Raw genomic sequence first — 16,671 nt, 5'->3', positions numbered from 1 at the left:
CGAGCGGCCGCTTACGCTGCGGCCGCCACCACGCGCTTGCCGACCTGGAGGCCGGATCCCGCGGCGTCGACCGGCACGCGGTCGCCGTCCTTGACGTCGCCCGCCAGGATCAGCTCGGCGAGCGGATCCTGCAGGTACTTCTGGATCGCCCGCTTCAGCGGCCGCGCCCCGTAGGCCGGGTCGTAGCCCTTGGCGGCGAGCCATTCGCGCGCGGCCGGCTTCAGATCCAGCGTGATCTTGCGATCGTCGAGCAGCTTCTTCAGCCGCTCGAGCTGGATGTCGACGATCGCCCCCATCTGGTCGCGCTTCAGCCGGTGGAACAACACGATGTCGTCCACCCGGTTCAGGAACTCCGGGCGGAAGTGCGAGCGCACCACGCCCATCACCTGCTCGCGCACGACGTCCGAATCCTCGCCCTCGGGCTGGGCCACGAGGAACTCGGAGCCGAGATTCGAGGTCATGATCAGCAACGTGTTGCGGAAGTCGACCGTACGTCCCTGCCCATCCGTCAGCCGACCATCGTCGAGCACCTGAAGGAGCACGTTGAAGACGTCCGGGTGCGCCTTCTCGACCTCGTCGAACAGCACGACCTGATAGGGCCTGCGCCGCACGGCTTCCGTCAGCGCCCCGCCCTCCTCGTAGCCGACATAGCCGGGAGGCGCGCCGATGAGCCGGCTCACCGCGTGCTTTTCCATGTATTCGGACATGTCGAGCCGAACCATCGCCTGGTCGTCGTCGAACAGGAACGCGGCGAGCGCCTTGGTGAGCTCGGTCTTGCCGACGCCCGTCGGCCCGAGGAACATGAACGAGCCGATGGGCCGGTTCGGATCCTGAAGGCCGGCGCGCGCGCGCCGCACCGCGGTCGAGACCGCCTGCACGGCCTCGCCCTGCCCGACGACGCGCCTGGCGAGCTCGTCCTCCATGCGCAGCAGCTTGGCGCGCTCGCCCTCCAGCATCTTGTCGACCGGCACGCCGGTCCAGCGCGAGACGACCTGCGCGATGCGGTCGGGCGTCACGACTTCCTCGACCATGGCCGAATCGCCCTCGGAGGGCTTTTCGGCTTCCGTGAGGTCGCGCTCGATCTGCGGGATCAGCCCATAGGCGAGCTCGCCCGCACGGGCGAGATTGCCGCTGCGCTGCGCCTGTTCGAGCTCGATGCGGGCCTTCTCCAGATTCTCCTTGAGCGCCTGGGCGCGGCCGAGCTTGTCCTTCTCGTTCCGCCAGCGCGCGGTGAGCGCGTCGGCCTCCTCCTCGAGGCCGGCGAGTTCCTCCTCCAGCTTGCCCAAGCGGTCCTTGGAGGCCTGGTCGTCCTCCTTCTTCAGCGCCTCGCGCTCGATCTTGAGCTGGATGATGCGCCGGTCGAGCTCGTCCAGCGCCTCGGGCTTCGAGTCGACCTGCATGCGCAGGCGCGACGAGGCCTCGTCCATCAGGTCGATCGCCTTGTCGGGCAGGAAACGGTCGGTGATGTAGCGGTTCGACAGCGTCGCGGCGGCGACGAGCGCGGAATCCGCGATCCGGACGCCGTGGTGCAGCTCATACTTCTCCTTGATGCCGCGCAGGATCGAGATCGTGTCCTCGACGGTCGGCTCGGAGACGAACACCGGCTGGAACCGCCGCGCGAGCGCCGCGTCCTTCTCGACGTGCTTGCGATACTCGTCGAGCGTGGTCGCGCCGACGCAGTGCAGCTCGCCGCGCGCGAGAGCCGGCTTCAAGAGGTTCGAGGCGTCCATCGCGCCGTCGGCCTTTCCGGCGCCGACCAGCGTATGCATCTCGTCGATGAACAGGATGATCTGGCCTGCCGCCGAGGTGACCTCCGACAGCACCGCTTTCAGCCGCTCCTCGAACTCGCCGCGATACTTCGCGCCCGCGATCAGCGAACCGAGATCGAGCGCGAGCAGCCGCTTCTCCTTCAGCGATTCGGGCACGTCGCCATTGATGATCCGCAGCGCCAGCCCCTCGACGATCGCGGTCTTGCCGACGCCGGGTTCGCCGATGAGCACTGGATTGTTCTTGGTGCGCCGCGACAGCACCTGGATGGTGCGGCGGATTTCCTCGTCGCGGCCGATGACGGGATCGAGCTTGCCCTCTCGCGCCACCTCGGTGAGATCGCGGGCGTAGCGCTTGAGCGCCTCATAGGCGTTCTCGGCCGTCGCCGAATCGGCGGTGCGGCCCTTGCGCAGATCCTCGATCGCGGCGTTGAGCGCCTGCGGGGTGACTCCCGCAGCGGCCAAAGCCTTCGCCGAATCGGTGTCCTTCTCGAGGCTGAGCGCGGTCAGCAGCCGTTCGGCGGTGACGAACTGGTCGCCCGCCTTCTTGGCCAGCGCCTCCGCGGACGTGAACACGCGCGCGGTCGCGGGCGCGAGATAGAGATTGCCGGCGCCGCCGCCCTTCACGACCGGCGCCTTGCGCAGCGCCGCCTCGACGGCCGCGCGTGCGTCTGCGGGGCGGCCGCCCGCGCGCTCGATGAGGCCCGAGGCGAGGCCTTCGGGATCGTCGAGCAGAACTTTGAGGATGTGTTCGGGCAGCAGCTGCTGGTGCCCGGCGCCGGTGGCCGCGGTCTGCGCGGACTGCAGGAAGCCGCGGACGCGTTCGGTGTAGATTTCGGGGTTCATGCACGTCTCCTTCCGAGCGCGCCGGTGTCCGCTGCCAGATGATCGGCCTCCGCGGCCGGCGCCTCAAGTCTCCCCCGCCGCCCCTCGGACGACGCGGCGGGTCCCGCATCGGGCGACCCGCTGCGGCGAATATGGGTGTTGCCAATTCGCAACAAAAGGGGCATGGCGCCGGCCTGAAGACAAAAACCGCGGCCTCGTCACAGGCCGCGGCGGAACGGCCGGGGCGAGCCGGCCGGATGGAGACGACCATGGCTGAGACCGTCGGACGCGTCGCGGCGCTGAGGCGCTATCCGGTGAAGGGGCTGTCGCCCGAGCCGCTCGACGCCGTCGAGGTCGAAGCCGGCCGGCAGTTCGCGGGCGACCGGGCCTACGCGATCGAGAACGGACCCTCGGGCTTCGATCCGGCCGCGCCCGCCAAGCTGCCGAAGACCCGGTTCCTGTGTCTGATGCGGAACGCCCGGCTCGCCGGCCTGAAGACACGGTTCGACGACACCGCCCACAGGCTCGAGGTCGAGCGCGACGGCGCGTTGGCGCTCTCCGTCGACCTGTCGAGCGAAGCCGGCCGGAGCGAGGCCGCGGACTGGTTCACGGTCTTCATGGGCGACGAGCTCCGCGGGCCGCTCAAGGTGCTGCCCGCGCCCGGCCGCCACACCTTCTCGGACACTTCCAAGGGGGTGCTCTCGCTCATCAACCTCGCGAGCGTCTCGGCGATCGAGGATTTTTCAGGCGCGCCCGTGGATCCGCTTCGGTTCCGCGGCAATCTGGACTTCGAGGGATTCGGCGCCTGGGAGGAGCTCGACTGGCTCGACCGCGAGGTTCTGATCGGCGAGGCGCGGTTCCGGGTCGTCCAGCGCACGGTGCGCTGCGCCGCGACCGAGGTCGACCCGACGACCGCCGAGCGCGACATGCGGATCCCGAAGCTCCTGCAGCAGAATCTCGGTCACGCCGATTGCGGCGTCTACGCCGAGCCGCTCACCGCGGGCCGAATCGCGGTCGGCGACGCGATCCGGCTGGCGTAAGCGCCCAGCCCTGTGTCCCGGGCTTGACCCAGGACCCAGAACCGACCTGCTTTTCAGGCGGAGCGGCGTCGCAAAACGAGGTTTCGCATCGCTTCGCTTGAATCACGAACCCGCATCGGTTCTGGGTCCCAGATCAAGTCCGGGACAAGAGAGGCTCGCTTGATGAAACAGACCCATGACGGCGGCTGCGCCTGCGGGGCGGTGCGCATCCGCGTCCATGGCGCTCCGATCGTCGTCCATTGCTGCCATTGCACGATCTGCCAGCGGCTCGGCGGCTCGGCCTTCGCGACGAACGCGCTGATCGAGGCCGACCGGCTCGAAGTCATCCGTGGGGAGGCGGTCGAGACGCGCGCGCCGGCGGGATCGACGCCGGACGCCCGGCCGGTGTTCCGCTGCGAGGCCTGCGGCAGCGCGCTCTGGTCGCACCGGCCGAGCTTCGGCGAGCGGCTGAGGATCTTCCGAGTCGGCGTCATGGACGAGCCGGACCTGTTTTCGCCCGACATCCACATCTTCACCGCCCACAAGGCGGCGTGGGTCGCCATCCCCGACGGCCTTCCCTGGTTCGAGACCGCCTATGATCCGGCGGACGTCCTCACCGACGAGCAGCGCGCCCGGATCGAAGCCGCGCAAGCCGACTGATCGCTTCGCGCCTCTTCCTTGTCCCGGACTTGATCCGGGACCCAGAACCGAGCCGCTTCAAAAGCGACGACCAGGTCCGGCATTTTCTTCGCGACCGCGCCGCTCGATCCTGAAAATCGCGACGGTTCTGGGTCCCGGATCAAGTCCGGGACAAGGCTCGCGCTTCACGCCGGGGCGGCCGCCGCGCCGGAGCGATCCCGGCGCGACATATGCCCGCCCTCGCGTTCGAGCGGCAGCGTCCGCATGGCGGCGAAGAAGAGGCCGAGCGCGACGAGCGCCGCGGCGCCCAGCCCGAGGAACGCGACGCCGTAGCCGGTGAAGCCGACCTCGACGCCGAGTCCCGACAGCCACGCCTTGCCGTTCTCCACCATGAGGCCCGCGGCCGTCGGGCTGAACGAGGCCCCGACCGCCTGCAGCGTCATCACCGCGCCGAGCCCGACGTTGAAGCGCCCGGTGCCGCGCAGGATGCGGGCGACGAGCGCGGGCGTCGCGACCCCGAGGATGCCGGCGCCGATCCCGTCGAGAACCTGCACGGGAATCGCGATCCATGCCTCCGGCGTCGCCGCCGCAACGACGCCGCGGATCGGGAGCGCGACGAGCGCGGTGAGCAGCAGCGGCGCGTAGCCGAACCGCTCGGCGATCCGGGCCGCGAGCAGCGCCATCGGCACCATCACGGCCTGCGCGACGATCACCGCCACCGAGGTCCAAAACACCGCGTTGCCGAGACCCAGCGCCTCGATGCGCTGGCCGACCAGCGGCAGCATCGCGGCGTTGCCGAAGTGGAACAGCATGAGGATGAAGCCGAAGACCAGCAGCGCCGGCGTCTTGAGCAGCACCGCGAAGCCCGACTTGCCCTCGCCTTCGTCCTTCGCCGCCTTGTCGAGGCCGCGCGCGACGTCGTGGTCGATCGCGCTTTCCTTGATGGCGAGCGTCGCGGCGATCGAGCCGACCGCCATCGCGATCATCACGAAGAACACGGCCTGGATGCCGATGAGATAGGAAAAGCCCGCGCAGGCGACCGCCGCAACGACGTTGCCGCCGTGGTTGGCCGCCTCGTTGCGGCCGATCTGATGCGAGAACTCGTTCGGCCCGACGATGCCGAGCGTCATGGCGGCGATCGCGGGCGGGATCACCGCGCCCACCACCCCGGTCAGCACCTGCGCGACCGAGACCACCGCAAAGGTCGGGTGAAGGAAGATGGCGAGGCAGGCCATCGAGACGAGCAGGCCGGCCGCGATGGTGACGAGGCGCTTCTGCTTCGTCGCGTCGACGAAGGCGCCCATCGGGGTCGTGGCGATCATCCCGGCGAGGCCGCCGATGGTGAGCACCACGCCGATGTCGAGCGGCGACCAGCCTCGCCCCTGAAGGAAGATCGCGAGATAGGGCCCGAGGCCGTCGCGCACGTCGGCCATCAGGAAGTTGAGCGTCGTCAACGCCGCGATCGTGTTCATGGATATGCCGTCCTGGGCGCCGGCGATCGAAGATCGCTCTGTTGCGCGCAACGGAACTGGCGCGGCCCCGGAGCCCGGCAAGCGCGGCGAAAGTCGGCCAGGCGATGCGACAAAAAAAGCCCGGAGCGGCGATCCGCTCCGGGCTCTCAGACGTTGATTTCGCTTCGCTTAGTCCGAGGAGACCTCGGTCGGAGCCGGCTGGGCCTCGCCCCCGTCCTCGGCGGCCGGGCCGCGGCCATAGCGGCCGTAGCGGCGACGACGGGTGCGTCCGGCCGCAGCCGGAGCGTCCTCGTCTCCTTCAGGAACCGAACTCTCGGCCGCAGCCGCGGCCTCGACGGCCGGCTGCTCGACGGCGTCGACGGGCGCGGGAACAGGCGCGGCCGCGGCGGCCGACCGCCGTTCGCGGGGCTGGCGCGGAGCGCGCTCGGGCGCGGGCGCTGCAGCGACCGCCGGAGCCTCGGCCGGGACGGGCGCTGGCGCGCCGCCGGTGATGAAGGCCGGCAGGCCGCCGACATCCGGCTGCTCGTCGCCGTTCGCGCGCTCGGGCTGCGGCTGACTGCGCTCGCCGCGCTGCTCATAGGGCTGGTCGCCGCGCTCGGAGCGGTAGGGCCGGTCGTCGCGGCCGCCCTGCTGGGCGCGGTTCTCGGGACGCCCGCCGTCGCGGTTGTAATCCTGACGGTTGTTGTCCTGACGGCTTCCGTCCGGACGCCCGGCGTCTTGGCGACCCCCGTCCTGGCGATTGTTGTCCTGGCGGTTCTGGTCGTAGGGGCGGCGGTCGTTGCGGTCGAAACGGCGCTCGCCGTCGCGCGGCTGCTGGCCGTTGTAGCCGTTCGGCCGGCCGCCATTGTTGTTGTTGTGCTGCCGGTTCTGCTGGTGAGGCTGGCCGTGCTGCTGTTGCGGATGGCCGCCCTGCTGGCCGTTCGCCTGCGCGGCGTTCGCTTCGCCGGCCTCGCCGTCGTCGTCATCGTCGGCGTCCGCGAAGTCGTCCGCGTCGGCGCGCACGAAGGTCTGGTGCGGCTGGTACTGGGCCTGCGCGGCGGCGAGCATCCGGTAATAGTGCTCGGCGTGCTGCATGTAGTTCTCGGCGGCGACGGGGTCGCCGGCCGAAAGGGCGTCGCGCGAAAGCTGCACGTACTTGTCGGCGATGGTCCCGGCCGTTCCGCGGATCTTCACGTCCGGGCCGTTCGACTCATAGCTGCGGGTCAGAGGATTGGGACCCTTGCCGCCACCGCCGCCGCCGCTGTTGCCGCCGCCGCGGCTACGGCCGCGGATGCGCTTCGACTGTTGCCTCATCGAGTTCAAATTCGACACTCGCCTATTCGAGAACAGATCCGCGCGGCTCTAACGCCCCGGACCCCGCGTCCGACCGACGGGCTCGTCGCGCCGGCCGGCGTGGAGACGGTTCGCGTCAGAGCGAGCCGTCGCCGTCGCGGCTGCCGCCGCGCGGCCTTTCGGCCCCCGCGGCGATGCGGCGTGATCGAAGCTTTGCGTCGATCTTCCAGAGCGCGTCGCGCCGGCCGGGCCGGAGGCGACATCGCGCTGAAATTATTCATCCGCGCTCTCGTGCAGATCGCAAGACTAGCCGGGCGCTGGATGATTCCGACACCGAACATAGCCACGAGGCTCACGGAATCCAAGGCCTTTTTACCGTCGCCTCCTGACCACGAGGGCGCGGGGCGTTCCGGCGAGATCGGGAACGACCCTCGGAACGGCGAGACCTGCGGCCCGCATCAGCTCGGAGACCTCCTCCGCCTGGCCCGCGCCGAGCTCCAGAACCGCGACGCCGTCAGCCTTCAGGAGAGCCTCGAGCCCCAGCGCAAGCGCCCGGTAGGCGCGCAGTCCGTCGAGCCCGCCGTCGAGCGCGAGGTGAGGGTCGTGCGCGCGCACCTCGACGTCGAGATGGGCGATGTCGGGCCGCGCGATGTAGGGCGGGTTCGACACCACGACGTCGAAGCGCCGCCCGATCGCCTCGCCCCAGGATCCGGCGACGAAGAGCGCGCGGGCCTGAAGGCCGAGCGCCGCCGCGTTCGCCTGCGCGGCGGCTGCGGCGGCAGGCGAAAGATCGATCCCGACGCCGACCGCGTGCGGGCGCTCCGAAAGGATGGCGAGGAGCAGGCAGCCGGTCCCGGCGCCAAGGTCCAGCACGGACAGCGCGCGGTCGCGGGCGCCGGCTTCGGCGAGCGCGGTCTCCACGATGGTCTCGCTGTCGGGTCGCGGGACCAGCGTCTCGGGCGCGAGGCGAAATCTCAGGCCCCAGAATTCGCGATGGCCGATGATCCGCGCCACCGGCTCGCCCGCGACCCGCCGCGCGATCATCTCGTCGAGGCGCACGCGCTCTTCAGGGCCGGCCTCGTCGGGCCCGCCGGCGATCAGCTCGGCGGGCGAAAGTGCGAACGCCTCGGCGGCGAGCGCCCGGGCGTCGAATTCAGGCGTGTCGCAGCCGGCCTCGCGAAACAGCGCGGCGGCCGCGCGCACCTCCTCGGCCCGGGTCATGCGACGGCGTCTTCGGCGGCGAGCAGCCGCGCGCGCTGTTCGGCGGCGAGCGCGTCGATGAGCTCGCCCAGCGCCTCGCCCTCGATCACCTGGTCGAGCTTGTAGAGCGTCAGGTTGATGCGGTGGTCGGTGACGCGGCCCTGCGGGAAGTTGTAGGTGCGGATGCGCTCCGACCGGTCGCCGGAGCCGACCTGCACGCGCCTTGCGTCGGCGCGCGCGGTGTCGGCGCGCTCGCGCTCGATGTCGTAAAGTTTCGCGCGCAAGAGCGCGATCGCGCGGGCGCGATTGCGGTGCTGGGAACGCTCGTCCTGCACCGCGACCGCGATGCCGGTCGGCAGATGCGTCACCCGCACCGCCGACTCCGTCTTGTTAACGTGCTGGCCGCCGGCGCCTTGCGCGCGGAACACGTCGAAGCGCAGCTCGCTGTCGTCGAGCGCGACGTCCACTTCCTCCGCCTCCGGCAACACCGCCACCGTCGCGGCCGAGGTGTGGATGCGGCCCGATCCTTCGGTCGCGGGCACGCGCTGGACGCGGTGGACGCCGGACTCGAACTTCAGCCGGCCGAACGCGCCCTGCCCTGCGATCTCGGCCACGATCTCCTTATAGCCGCCGACCGCGCCTTCGCTGATCGACAGCACGTCGACCTTCCAGCCCTCGCCGTCGGCGTAGCGCTGGTACATGCGGAACAGATCGCCGGCGAACAGCGCCGCCTCGTCGCCGCCCGTTCCGGCGCGCACCTCCAGGATCACGCCGCGCGCGTCGGCCTCGTCCTTCGGCAGCAGTTCGATCTGGAGCTGCTCGACCTCCGCCTCGAGCCTGGCCGCGGCGTCGGCGCGCTCGTCTTCCGCAAGCGCGCGCATCTCCGCGTCGATCGAGCGGTCGGCCAGCATGGAGTCGAGGTCGCGGATCTCTGCTTCGGTGGCGCGCAGGCGCTCGATCGCCTCGACGACCGGCGCGAGCTCGGCGCGCTCGCGGCCGAGCCTGGCGAGCGCGGGACCGTCGCTCGTCGTCCCGAGCTCATGGTCGACATTGGCGAAGCGTTCGACCACGGCGTCGAGCCGGTCGTTCGAGATCGCAGAGCTCACGGCGCGACCTGCAGCCCGCGCTTTACGGCGAACTCCTCGATTGCGCCGCGCAGGCTCGCAGCGCCGTCGGCGTTCGCGACGAGCGGCTTCACGAAGGCTTCGAGCTCGGCGGCGTCGGCCTCGACGAGCGCGGCCTTCACCGGGCCGATCGAGGCCGGCGACATGGAGAGCGAGCGGTAGCCGACGCCGATCAGCGCCATGGCCTCGAGCGGCCGCGCGCCGATCTCGCCGCAGAGCGTCACCGGCTTGCCGGCCGCCTTCGCGCGGTCGGCAATGTGCGACAGCACGCGCAGGAACGCCGGGCTCATCGGATCGAAACGCCCGGAGACGCGCGCGTTGCCGCGGTCGGAGGCGAACAGGAACTGCATCAGGTCGTTGGAGCCCACGGAGATGAAGTCGGCGCGCTTCAGGAGCTCGTCGAGCTGGAACAGGAGCGAGGGCACCTCCACCATCGCGCCGAGCGCGATCGAGGAAGGCTGGGGATGGTCGTGCTTGATCAGCCGCGCGATCTCGCGCTGCACGATGTCGCTCGCCGCCTCGAACTCCGAGACGCAGGCGACCATCGGGAACATCACGCGCAGGTCCCGCCCGCCGCCGGCGTTCAGCAGCGCGCGGAGCTGGGTGCGCATCAGCGCCGGCCGGTCGAGGCCGAGCCGGATGGCGCGCCAGCCGAGCGCCGGGTTCTCCTCGGGCTCGGCCTGCATGTAGGGCAGGATCTTGTCGCCCCCGACGTCGAGCGTGCGGAACGTCACCGGCTTCTCGTCGGCGGCGTCGAGCACCGCGCGATAGAGCGCCTGCTGGGCCGCGGTCTTCGGCATCGAGGACGCGACCATGAACTGAAGCTCGGTGCGGAACAGCCCTATGCCCGCAGCCCCGGTCTCCTTAATGTGCGGCAGGTCGACCAGGAGGCCCGCGTTCAGCAGCAGCTTCACCTGCGCGCCGTCGCGGGTCGCGGACGGCGCGTTTCTGAGCGCGCGGTACTGCTCCTGCTTGCGGGCGCGGAAGCGGACCTTGTCCACATAGGCGCGCTCGACGTCGCCGGTCGGCCGCACATGGATCTCGCCCGACACGCCGTCGACGATCAGCGCGTCGCCGGGCTCGACCAGGCCCGTGGCGTTCTCGATCTGGCCGACGGCCGCGATGTTGAGCGCTCTTGCGACGATCGCCACATGGCTCGAGGCCGAGCCTTCCTCGAGCACGAGACCGCGCAGCTTGGTGCGGTCGTAGTCGAGCAGCGCCGCCGGCCCCATGGAGCGCGCCACCACGATGGCGTTCTCCGGAAGCTCGGCGGCGACAGGCGCCATGCCCTTGCCGGGCGAGGTCAGCTCGCGCAGCAGGCGGTTGGCGAGATCGTCGAGATCGTGGAGCCGTTCGCGCAGATAAGGATCGGTCTGGCGCTGCATGCGCGCGCGGGTGTCGGACTGGACGCGCTCGACGGCCGCCTCCGCGGTGATGCCGGTCTGCACCGCCTCGTGCAGGCGCCGGCCCCAGCCGCGGTCGTTGGCGAACATCCGGAAGGCTTCGAGCACGTCGCGGTGTTCGCCGGCGCGCGCCACCTCGCCGTCGTCGAGCAGCACGTCGATCGAAGCGCGCAGGTTCGCGAGCGCGGCGTCGAGGCGCTTGAGCTCGGCCTCGGTGTTCTCGGCGATGAAGGTCTTCACCACGACGCGCGGCTCGTGCAGCACGACATGGCCGAGGCCGATGCCTTCCGACAGCGCCGCGCCGGTCGCATGCGCGGGGCGCCGGCCGACAGGCTCGAGCCCGGTCTCCGGAGAACCGAGCTCGCCCGAGGCCACCATCTCGGCGATCACCATGGCGGTGGTCTGGAGGGCCTCGATCTCCTCGTCGGAATAGGTGCGGTGCGACTTGTTCTGGACGACGAGCACGCCGAGCGTGTTGCCCGCGCGCAGGATCGGCACGCCGAGGAACGAGTGGAAGATCTCCTCGCCCGTCTCCGGCTTGTAGGAGAAGGCCGGGTGCGCCTGGGCGTCCGAGAGGTTCACGGGCTCGGCCTCGTCGGCCACGAGGCCGACCAGGCCCTCGCCCTTGTGCATGGTGGTTCGATGGACGGCCTCGCGGTTGAGGCCTTCCGTGGCGTAGAGCTCGAGGTCGCCGTCGACGCGCAGCACGTAGACGGAGCAGACCTCCGCCACCATGTTGGCGGCGATCAGGACGACGATGCGGTCAAGGCGCTCCTGCGCCGTGACCGGGTCCGCCATGACCTCGCGCAGCCGGCGCAAAAGCACGCGCGGGCCGCCATACGCGCCTCGCATCTTCCGCTCTCCGGATGGAACGCACCGCGCCGATTACCGCGCGGACAGCCTAGCGCCCAAGGGGCCGCGCGCAAACGTCAAAGGCTTTGGCCGAAGCCTCTCAGGCCTTGTCGAGCCCGTATACCGAATGCAGCGTTCTCACGGCAAGTTCGGCGAAAGCAGTGTCGATCAGCACCGAGATCTTGATTTCGGAGGTGGTGATCGCCCGGATGTTAACGCCGCGCTTGGCGAGCGCCTCGAACGCCTGGGCCGCCACGCCCGCGTGGCTGCGCATTCCGATGCCGATGACCGAGACCTTGCAGGCGTCGGTCTCCGTGTTGAGCGCCTCGAAGCCGATCTCGGTCTTCTTGGCGTTCAGGATCTCCACCGCCCGCGCCTGGTCGGCGGTCGGCAGCGTGAAGGTGATGTCGGTGGTCTTGCCGTCCTCGGAGATCGTCTGGACGATCATGTCGACGTTGATCGAGGCTTCGGCGAGCGGCCCGAAGACGCCTGCGGCCACGCCCGGCCGGTCGGCCACGCGCCGCAGCGTGATCTGGGCCTCGTCCTTGGAATAGGCGATGCCGGTGACGACCTGGCTTTCCACGATCTCGTCCTCGTCGCAAATAAGCGTGCCCAGCGGCTCACCGTCGGGACCTGACTGAATGGCGTCCGGCGCGTCGAAGCTCGACCGCACGAACACGCGAACCTTGTGCACCATCGCCATCTCGACGGAGCGCACCTGCATGACCTTGGCGCCGAGCGACGCCATCTCAAGCATCTCCTCGAACGCGATCCTGTCGAGGCGACGAGCCTGCGGAACGATCCGCGGGTCGGTGGTGTAGATCCCGTCGACGTCGGTGTAGATGTCGCAGCGATCGGCGTTCACCGCGGCCGCGACCGCGACAGCGCTCGTGTCCGACCCGCCGCGCCCGAGGGTTGCGATGCGCTCGTCCGGGCCGATGCCCTGGAAGCCGGCGATCACTGGCACCTGGCCGTCGGTCATGCGCGAGATCAGCGCCGAGCCGTCGATCGATTCGATGCGGGCCGCGCCGTGGGCGGCGTCGGTCCGGAGCGGGATCTGCCAGCCCTGGAAGGAGCGCGCCGGCACGCCGATCGCCTGCAGCGCGATGGCGAGCAGCCCGGAGGTCACCTGCTCGCCCGAGGCCACGATCGCGTCGTATTCGCGCGCGTCGTGGATCGCCGAGGCCTCCTTGGTCCAGGCGACCAGCTGGTTGGTCGCGCCCGACATGGCCGAGACCACGACGGCGACCTCGTTGCCGGCGTCGACCTCGCGCTTCACATGGGCGGCGACGTTGCGGATGCGTTCGACATTCGCGACCGAGGTGCCGCCGAACTTCATGACGATGCGGGACATGGGACGCGAACTGTCTTTCAGGCCGTGATCGAAAAAGGCCGGCGGGAGCCGCCGGCCGAAAACGCGGCTATAGATAGACGGGCAAGGCCGCAAGACGCAACGCCGGAGGAGAACGCCAAATGTCGGAGAGCGCACAGGCCCGCGCCGCGAGCCTCGACGCCGGGGAAGTGGCGCGCTTCGACGCGCTGGCCGGCCGCTGGTGGGACCCCGACGGGCCGATGCGCCCGCTCCACCGCTTCAACCCCGCGCGCGTCGCGATCTTCCGCGACCAGATCGCCGCCCGCTTCAACCGCGACGCCTCGGCGATGCGCCCCTTCGAGGGGCTGAGCCTGCTCGACGTCGGCTGCGGCGCGGGCGTTCTGGCCGAGCCGCTTTCGCGCTTCGGCGCGACGGTTTCGGGCGTCGACCCCGCCCCGGAGCTGATCGAGGTCGCGAGGGCCCATGCGGCCGAAAGCGGGCTCGAGATCGCCTATCGCGCGGGCGCAGCCGAGGATCTCGTCGCGGAAGGCGCGACGTTCGACATCGTGGTGGCGTCGGAAGTCGTCGAGCACGTGGTCGACGTCGACAGCTTCGTCGGCGTGATCGGCAAGCTGGTGAAGCCCGGCGGGCTCGCGCTGTTCTCCACCATCAACCGGACGCTGATGGCGCATGCGCTGGTGATCGTGGGCGCCGAATATGTGCTGCGCTGGCTGCCCGTCGGCACGCATTCCTACGAGAAATTCGTGACGCCCGCGGAGCTGAGGCTCGCCGCGCGGGCCGCGGGCCTCGAGGTCTCCGACCAGCGCGGCATCCGCTTCGATCCGCTCAAGAACGCCTGGACGCCGGCCGACGACATGTCGGTCAACTACGCGCTCGCGGCCGCGAGGGCCGCCTGAGGTCTCGCGGCCGACGGAACGCCCGCCGCCCGTCATCCCGGCCGAAGAGCCGGGATAAAGAACCGAGGCGGTTCGGGAGTTCGCCGAGGGCGTCGGTTCTGGATCCCGGGTCAGGCCCGGGATGACGCGGCGAGGTTCGGTCGCACGACGTCGAGAGACGGCGCCGCAAAAGTCCGGCCGCGCAGCCCTCAGTTCAGATCGTCGGGAAAGCCCGGAAGCGGGTGGATCTCGATGCCCTCCTCGGCGAGCGCCCGCGCGTCGTCGGCGCTGGCGCGGCCGTGGACGGAGCGCTTCTCGACCTCCTCCGCGTGCATCTGCCGCGCGACCTCGGCGAAGCGGTCGCCGACGTCTTCGGAGTTCGCCGTGACGTGGGCGCGAAGCTCCTTCAACAGCGAGCGGAGCTTGGTCTCGCGTTCGTCGACGAGGGCGACGGGCCGCGTCTCTTCGGCGGGCGCAGGCGTTTCGGCCGGCGTCGCCGACGTCAGCCGGACGGCCGGCGCCATCAACGCCTTCTCGACTTCGGCCGAGCCGCAGGCCGGACAGGACAGCAGGCCGCGAGCGCCTTGCGCGTCGAAGTCGTCGGACGAGCGGAACCAGCCGTCGAAGCCGTGGCCGGCTCCACAGCGCAAATCATAGCGGATCATGAGGAGGCGACGTCTCGCAGAACCGTGGGGGTGCTCTGGGCCGGCGCCACGCCGAAGCGGCGACCGTTCTCGAGCGAAGGGATCTTTCGCCGAATGTCGGGCGATTTGTCGAGATCTATCTCGGCCAGCACCACGCCGGGCGCCTCGCCGCCCTCGGCGAGCACGCGCCCCCACGGATCGACGATCAGCGAATGGCCGAAGGTCTCGCGGCCGTCCTCGTGCTTTCCGCCCTGCGCCGCCGCCACCACGAAGGAGCCGGTCTCGATCGCCCGGGCGCGCAGCAGGATGTTCCAGTGCGCCTCGCCGGTCTGCTTCGTGAACGCCGCCGGCGAGGCGATCACCTCGGCGCCGTGCTCGGCGAGCGCGCGGTGAAGCGTGGGAAAGCGGACGTCGTAGCAGATGGTCAGGCCAAGCCCGCCCCAGGGGAGCTCCGCGACCACCGCCTGCTCGCCCGGCCGATAGGTCTGCGATTCGCGCCAGCTCTCGCCGTTCGGCAGGTCGACGTCGAACATGTGGATCTTGTCGTAGCGCGCCGTGACGTCTCCGTCGGGATCGATCACGAAGGCGCGGTTGGCCGCGCGCTCGCCCTCGAGCCGGATCGCAAGCGAGCCGAGATGGAGCCAGATCCCGAGCGCGCGGGCGAGCTCCTGGAAGGCCGCCAGCGCAGGATCGACCTCCTCGGGCAGGATGACGTCGAACAGCTCGTCGCGCGAACGCACCAGCACGTTGGTCATCTCGGGCGTCTGGACGTAAGCCGCCCCGCCGTCCTTGGCCTCGCGGGCGAGCCGGACCACCGTGTCGACATTGGCCGACACGGTCTTGCCGGACCGCATCTGGACGCAGGCCGCGACGAACTTTCTTTCGGTCATGAGCGGTCTCTGGAGGCGACGCTCTCTCCCCTCCCCCTTGTGGGGAGGGGGTGGGGGTGGTTCAGAAAAAGGCTCGGCGAGCGACGCCGCTCTACGCCGACCTTCATCACCCCATTCGGGACCACCCCCACCCTTACCCTCCCCACAAGGGGGAGGGGGCGGAGACGTCGCGCCTTGATCGCAAGAAACTCCTTCATGCCGCGAGCAGGGGATCGAGGCCGCCGGCGCGGTCGAGCGCGTGGAGGTCGTCGCAGCCGCCGACATGGGCGCCGTCGATGAAGATCTGCGGGACCGTCATCCGGCCGCCGGCGCGCTCGATCATCTCGGGCCGACGCTCGGGCTCTCGGCCGACGTCGATCTCCTCGAAGGCGACGCCCTTCCGGCGCAGCAGATCCTTGGCCATGTGGCAGTAGGGGCAGTCCGAACGCGTGTAGATCGTGACGTCGGGCATGGCGGGAACTCGGGCGAAATTGCGCGGAGGCGTCAGGATATAGAGGCTCACGCCTCCTTCACAACCACGGCGAAAGTCAGCACGTCGACGGAGGCCGCGCGGGCGCGCCGCAGCAGGCGCGCCAGCCTGTCGACGGTCGCGCCGGTGGTCACGACGTCGTCCACCAGAACGATCCGACGCCCCGCGATGACCGCCGCGTCGGCGACGCGAAACGCGCCTGCGAGATTGTCGGCGCGCTGGGACGCGGTCAGCCCCACCTGCGGCCGCGTCGCCTTCACGCGCTCGATCGCGTCGACCTTCAGCTCCGCTCCCGAGATCCGCGCGACCGAGCGGGCGAGCAGCGCCGACTGGTTGAAGCGCCGGCTCCACAGCCGGCCGCGATGAAGCGGCACCGGCACGAGGAGCGCGCCCTCGCCAAGCAGCTCATGGCCGGCCCGCGCCATCATCGCGCCGAGCGGCTTCGCCAGATGAACGCCGTCGGCGTATTTCAGGCGATGGACAAGTTCGCGCGCCGTCCCGTCGAAGCGCGCGACCGCCCGCGCGCGGTCGAAGGCCGGGGGCTTGGCGATGGCGGCGGGCGACAGCAGGCCCGGGCCGAAATCGGCGGGAAACGGCGTGCCGAGCCGCTCGCAATAGGGCCGCTCGATTGGCTTCAGCGCGCCCCAGCAGGCGACGCAGAGGCCGCCGGCCTGGGTCACCGGCTTCTCGCAGGCGAGGCATTGCGGCGGCAGCGCGAGGTCGAGAACGCCACGGGCCGCGCGGCCGACGAGCCGCGCCGCCCCGGCGAGGCGCGACGCGAAGCCCGCTCGTTCCGCCTCCTCGATTGCGCCCATGGGATCGAAACCGCGCTCCGGCTGGTCTAAAGGGTGTGCGCGAAGACTGTCCGCGTGAACGCCGGGAGACGTC

General features: G+C 70.4%; 14 protein-coding genes. 3 read left to right on the top strand and 11 right to left on the bottom strand.

The genetic code is table 11. The annotated features are described in order from the left end of the window. Window positions 1-11: 11 nt before the first annotated feature. Window positions 12-2,612, bottom strand: a complete 2,601-nt coding sequence (clpB, locus tag ACFOWB_RS24950; RefSeq protein ID WP_261405203.1) for an ATP-dependent chaperone ClpB — start codon at window positions 2,610-2,612, stop codon at window positions 12-14. A 248-nt stretch (window positions 2,613-2,860) separates the two neighbouring features. Between clpB and ACFOWB_RS24945 the strand changes: the two genes are divergently transcribed. Together ACFOWB_RS24945 and ACFOWB_RS24940 are read left to right on the top strand one after the other, a co-directional pair. Continuing rightward, window positions 2,861-3,631: an MOSC domain-containing protein gene (locus ACFOWB_RS24945; protein WP_378150024.1), complete on the top strand. Its 771-nt coding sequence runs from the start codon at window positions 2,861-2,863 to the stop codon at window positions 3,629-3,631. A gap of 162 nt (window positions 3,632-3,793) precedes the next feature. After that, on the top strand, window positions 3,794-4,270 hold the full coding sequence (locus ACFOWB_RS24940) for a GFA family protein (RefSeq protein WP_261405205.1): 477 nt from the start codon (window positions 3,794-3,796) through the stop codon (window positions 4,268-4,270). A 164-nt stretch (window positions 4,271-4,434) separates the two neighbouring features. Here the strand turns inward: ACFOWB_RS24940 and ACFOWB_RS24935 are convergent, their stop codons facing one another. From ACFOWB_RS24935 to ACFOWB_RS24910, 6 genes are all read right to left on the bottom strand, one after another. Next, window positions 4,435-5,721 (bottom strand): MFS transporter, encoded by a 1,287-nt coding sequence (locus ACFOWB_RS24935; protein ID WP_378150021.1) that lies wholly within the window; start codon window positions 5,719-5,721, stop codon window positions 4,435-4,437. 168 nt (window positions 5,722-5,889) lie between these two features. After that, complete coding sequence (locus ACFOWB_RS24930) at window positions 5,890-7,014, bottom strand: DUF4167 domain-containing protein (RefSeq protein WP_378150019.1); 1,125 nt, start codon at window positions 7,012-7,014, stop codon at window positions 5,890-5,892. 351 nt (window positions 7,015-7,365) lie between these two features. Then, complete coding sequence (gene prmC / locus ACFOWB_RS24925) at window positions 7,366-8,214, bottom strand: peptide chain release factor N(5)-glutamine methyltransferase (RefSeq protein ID WP_261405209.1); 849 nt, start codon at window positions 8,212-8,214, stop codon at window positions 7,366-7,368. After that, complete coding sequence (gene prfA / locus ACFOWB_RS24920) at window positions 8,211-9,299, bottom strand: peptide chain release factor 1 (RefSeq protein ID WP_378150016.1); 1,089 nt, start codon at window positions 9,297-9,299, stop codon at window positions 8,211-8,213. Before prfA ends, prmC begins: the two co-directional genes overlap by 4 nt. Continuing rightward, window positions 9,296-11,572 carry a phosphoenolpyruvate--protein phosphotransferase gene (gene ptsP, locus ACFOWB_RS24915; protein ID WP_378150014.1) on the bottom strand — a complete coding sequence of 759 codons (2,277 nt, stop codon included), beginning with the start codon at window positions 11,570-11,572 and terminating at the stop codon, window positions 9,296-9,298. The genes prfA and ptsP overlap by 4 nt, the downstream gene beginning before the upstream one ends. Before the next feature lie 100 nt (window positions 11,573-11,672). After that, window positions 11,673-12,926 carry an aspartate kinase gene (locus tag ACFOWB_RS24910; RefSeq protein WP_378150012.1) on the bottom strand — a complete coding sequence of 418 codons (1,254 nt, stop codon included), beginning with the start codon at window positions 12,924-12,926 and terminating at the stop codon, window positions 11,673-11,675. A 119-nt stretch (window positions 12,927-13,045) separates the two neighbouring features. On the opposite strand from ACFOWB_RS24910, the gene ubiG reads away from it, so the two are divergent. Further along, window positions 13,046-13,801, top strand: coding sequence for a bifunctional 2-polyprenyl-6-hydroxyphenol methylase/3-demethylubiquinol 3-O-methyltransferase UbiG (gene ubiG / locus ACFOWB_RS24905; RefSeq protein WP_261405211.1), 756 nt, complete (start codon window positions 13,046-13,048; stop codon window positions 13,799-13,801). Window positions 13,802-13,989: 188 nt separating this feature from the next. Here the strand turns inward: ubiG and ACFOWB_RS24900 are convergent, their stop codons facing one another. The 4 genes from ACFOWB_RS24900 to ACFOWB_RS24885 form a co-directional block, all read right to left on the bottom strand. Further along, on the bottom strand, window positions 13,990-14,445 hold the full coding sequence (locus tag ACFOWB_RS24900; RefSeq protein ID WP_261405212.1) for a DUF1178 family protein: 456 nt from the start codon (window positions 14,443-14,445) through the stop codon (window positions 13,990-13,992). After that, window positions 14,442-15,314 (bottom strand): carbon-nitrogen hydrolase family protein, encoded by an 873-nt coding sequence (locus tag ACFOWB_RS24895; RefSeq protein ID WP_261405213.1) that lies wholly within the window; start codon window positions 15,312-15,314, stop codon window positions 14,442-14,444. The genes ACFOWB_RS24900 and ACFOWB_RS24895 overlap by 4 nt, the downstream gene beginning before the upstream one ends. Window positions 15,315-15,507: 193 nt before the next feature. Next, entirely contained in the window at window positions 15,508-15,765 is a 258-nt protein-coding gene (gene grxC, locus ACFOWB_RS24890) for a glutaredoxin 3 (protein ID WP_378150039.1), read from the bottom strand. 47 nt (window positions 15,766-15,812) lie between these two features. Continuing rightward, window positions 15,813-16,598, bottom strand: coding sequence for a ComF family protein (locus ACFOWB_RS24885; RefSeq protein WP_261405214.1), 786 nt, complete (start codon window positions 16,596-16,598; stop codon window positions 15,813-15,815). Between the last annotated feature and the right edge of the window lie 73 nt (window positions 16,599-16,671).

This window comes from Chenggangzhangella methanolivorans, from assembly GCF_042648545.1.
Lineage (GTDB): Bacteria > Pseudomonadota > Alphaproteobacteria > Rhizobiales > Methylopilaceae > Methylopila > Methylopila methanolivorans.
The sequence above is the reverse complement of the archived record's forward strand: the minus strand, read 5'-3'. Positions and strand labels throughout refer to the sequence as shown.

Excerpts from the sequence above, each read along its gene's own strand:
- ubiG (WP_261405211.1), top strand. The coding sequence starts at position 13,046 with ATGTCGGAGAGCGCACAGGCCCGCGCCGCGAGCCTCGACGCCGGGGAA.
- clpB (WP_261405203.1), bottom strand. The coding sequence starts at position 2,612 with ATGAACCCCGAAATCTACACCGAACGCGTCCGCGGCTTCCTGCAGTCC.
- prmC (WP_261405209.1), bottom strand. The coding sequence starts at position 8,214 with ATGACCCGGGCCGAGGAGGTGCGCGCGGCCGCCGCGCTGTTTCGCGAG.
- ACFOWB_RS24945 (WP_378150024.1), top strand. The coding sequence starts at position 2,861 with ATGGCTGAGACCGTCGGACGCGTCGCGGCGCTGAGGCGCTATCCGGTG.
- grxC (WP_378150039.1), bottom strand. The coding sequence starts at position 15,765 with ATGCCCGACGTCACGATCTACACGCGTTCGGACTGCCCCTACTGCCAC.
- ACFOWB_RS24895 (WP_261405213.1), bottom strand. The coding sequence starts at position 15,314 with ATGACCGAAAGAAAGTTCGTCGCGGCCTGCGTCCAGATGCGGTCCGGC.
- ACFOWB_RS24930 (WP_378150019.1), bottom strand. The coding sequence starts at position 7,014 with ATGAGGCAACAGTCGAAGCGCATCCGCGGCCGTAGCCGCGGCGGCGGC.
- ACFOWB_RS24940 (WP_261405205.1), top strand. The coding sequence starts at position 3,794 with ATGAAACAGACCCATGACGGCGGCTGCGCCTGCGGGGCGGTGCGCATC.
- ACFOWB_RS24935 (WP_378150021.1), bottom strand. The coding sequence starts at position 5,721 with ATGAACACGATCGCGGCGTTGACGACGCTCAACTTCCTGATGGCCGAC.
- ptsP (WP_378150014.1), bottom strand. The coding sequence starts at position 11,572 with ATGCGAGGCGCGTATGGCGGCCCGCGCGTGCTTTTGCGCCGGCTGCGC.
- ACFOWB_RS24900 (WP_261405212.1), bottom strand. The coding sequence starts at position 14,445 with ATGATCCGCTATGATTTGCGCTGTGGAGCCGGCCACGGCTTCGACGGC.
- ACFOWB_RS24910 (WP_378150012.1), bottom strand. The coding sequence starts at position 12,926 with ATGTCCCGCATCGTCATGAAGTTCGGCGGCACCTCGGTCGCGAATGTC.
- ACFOWB_RS24885 (WP_261405214.1), bottom strand. The coding sequence starts at position 16,598 with ATGGGCGCAATCGAGGAGGCGGAACGAGCGGGCTTCGCGTCGCGCCTC.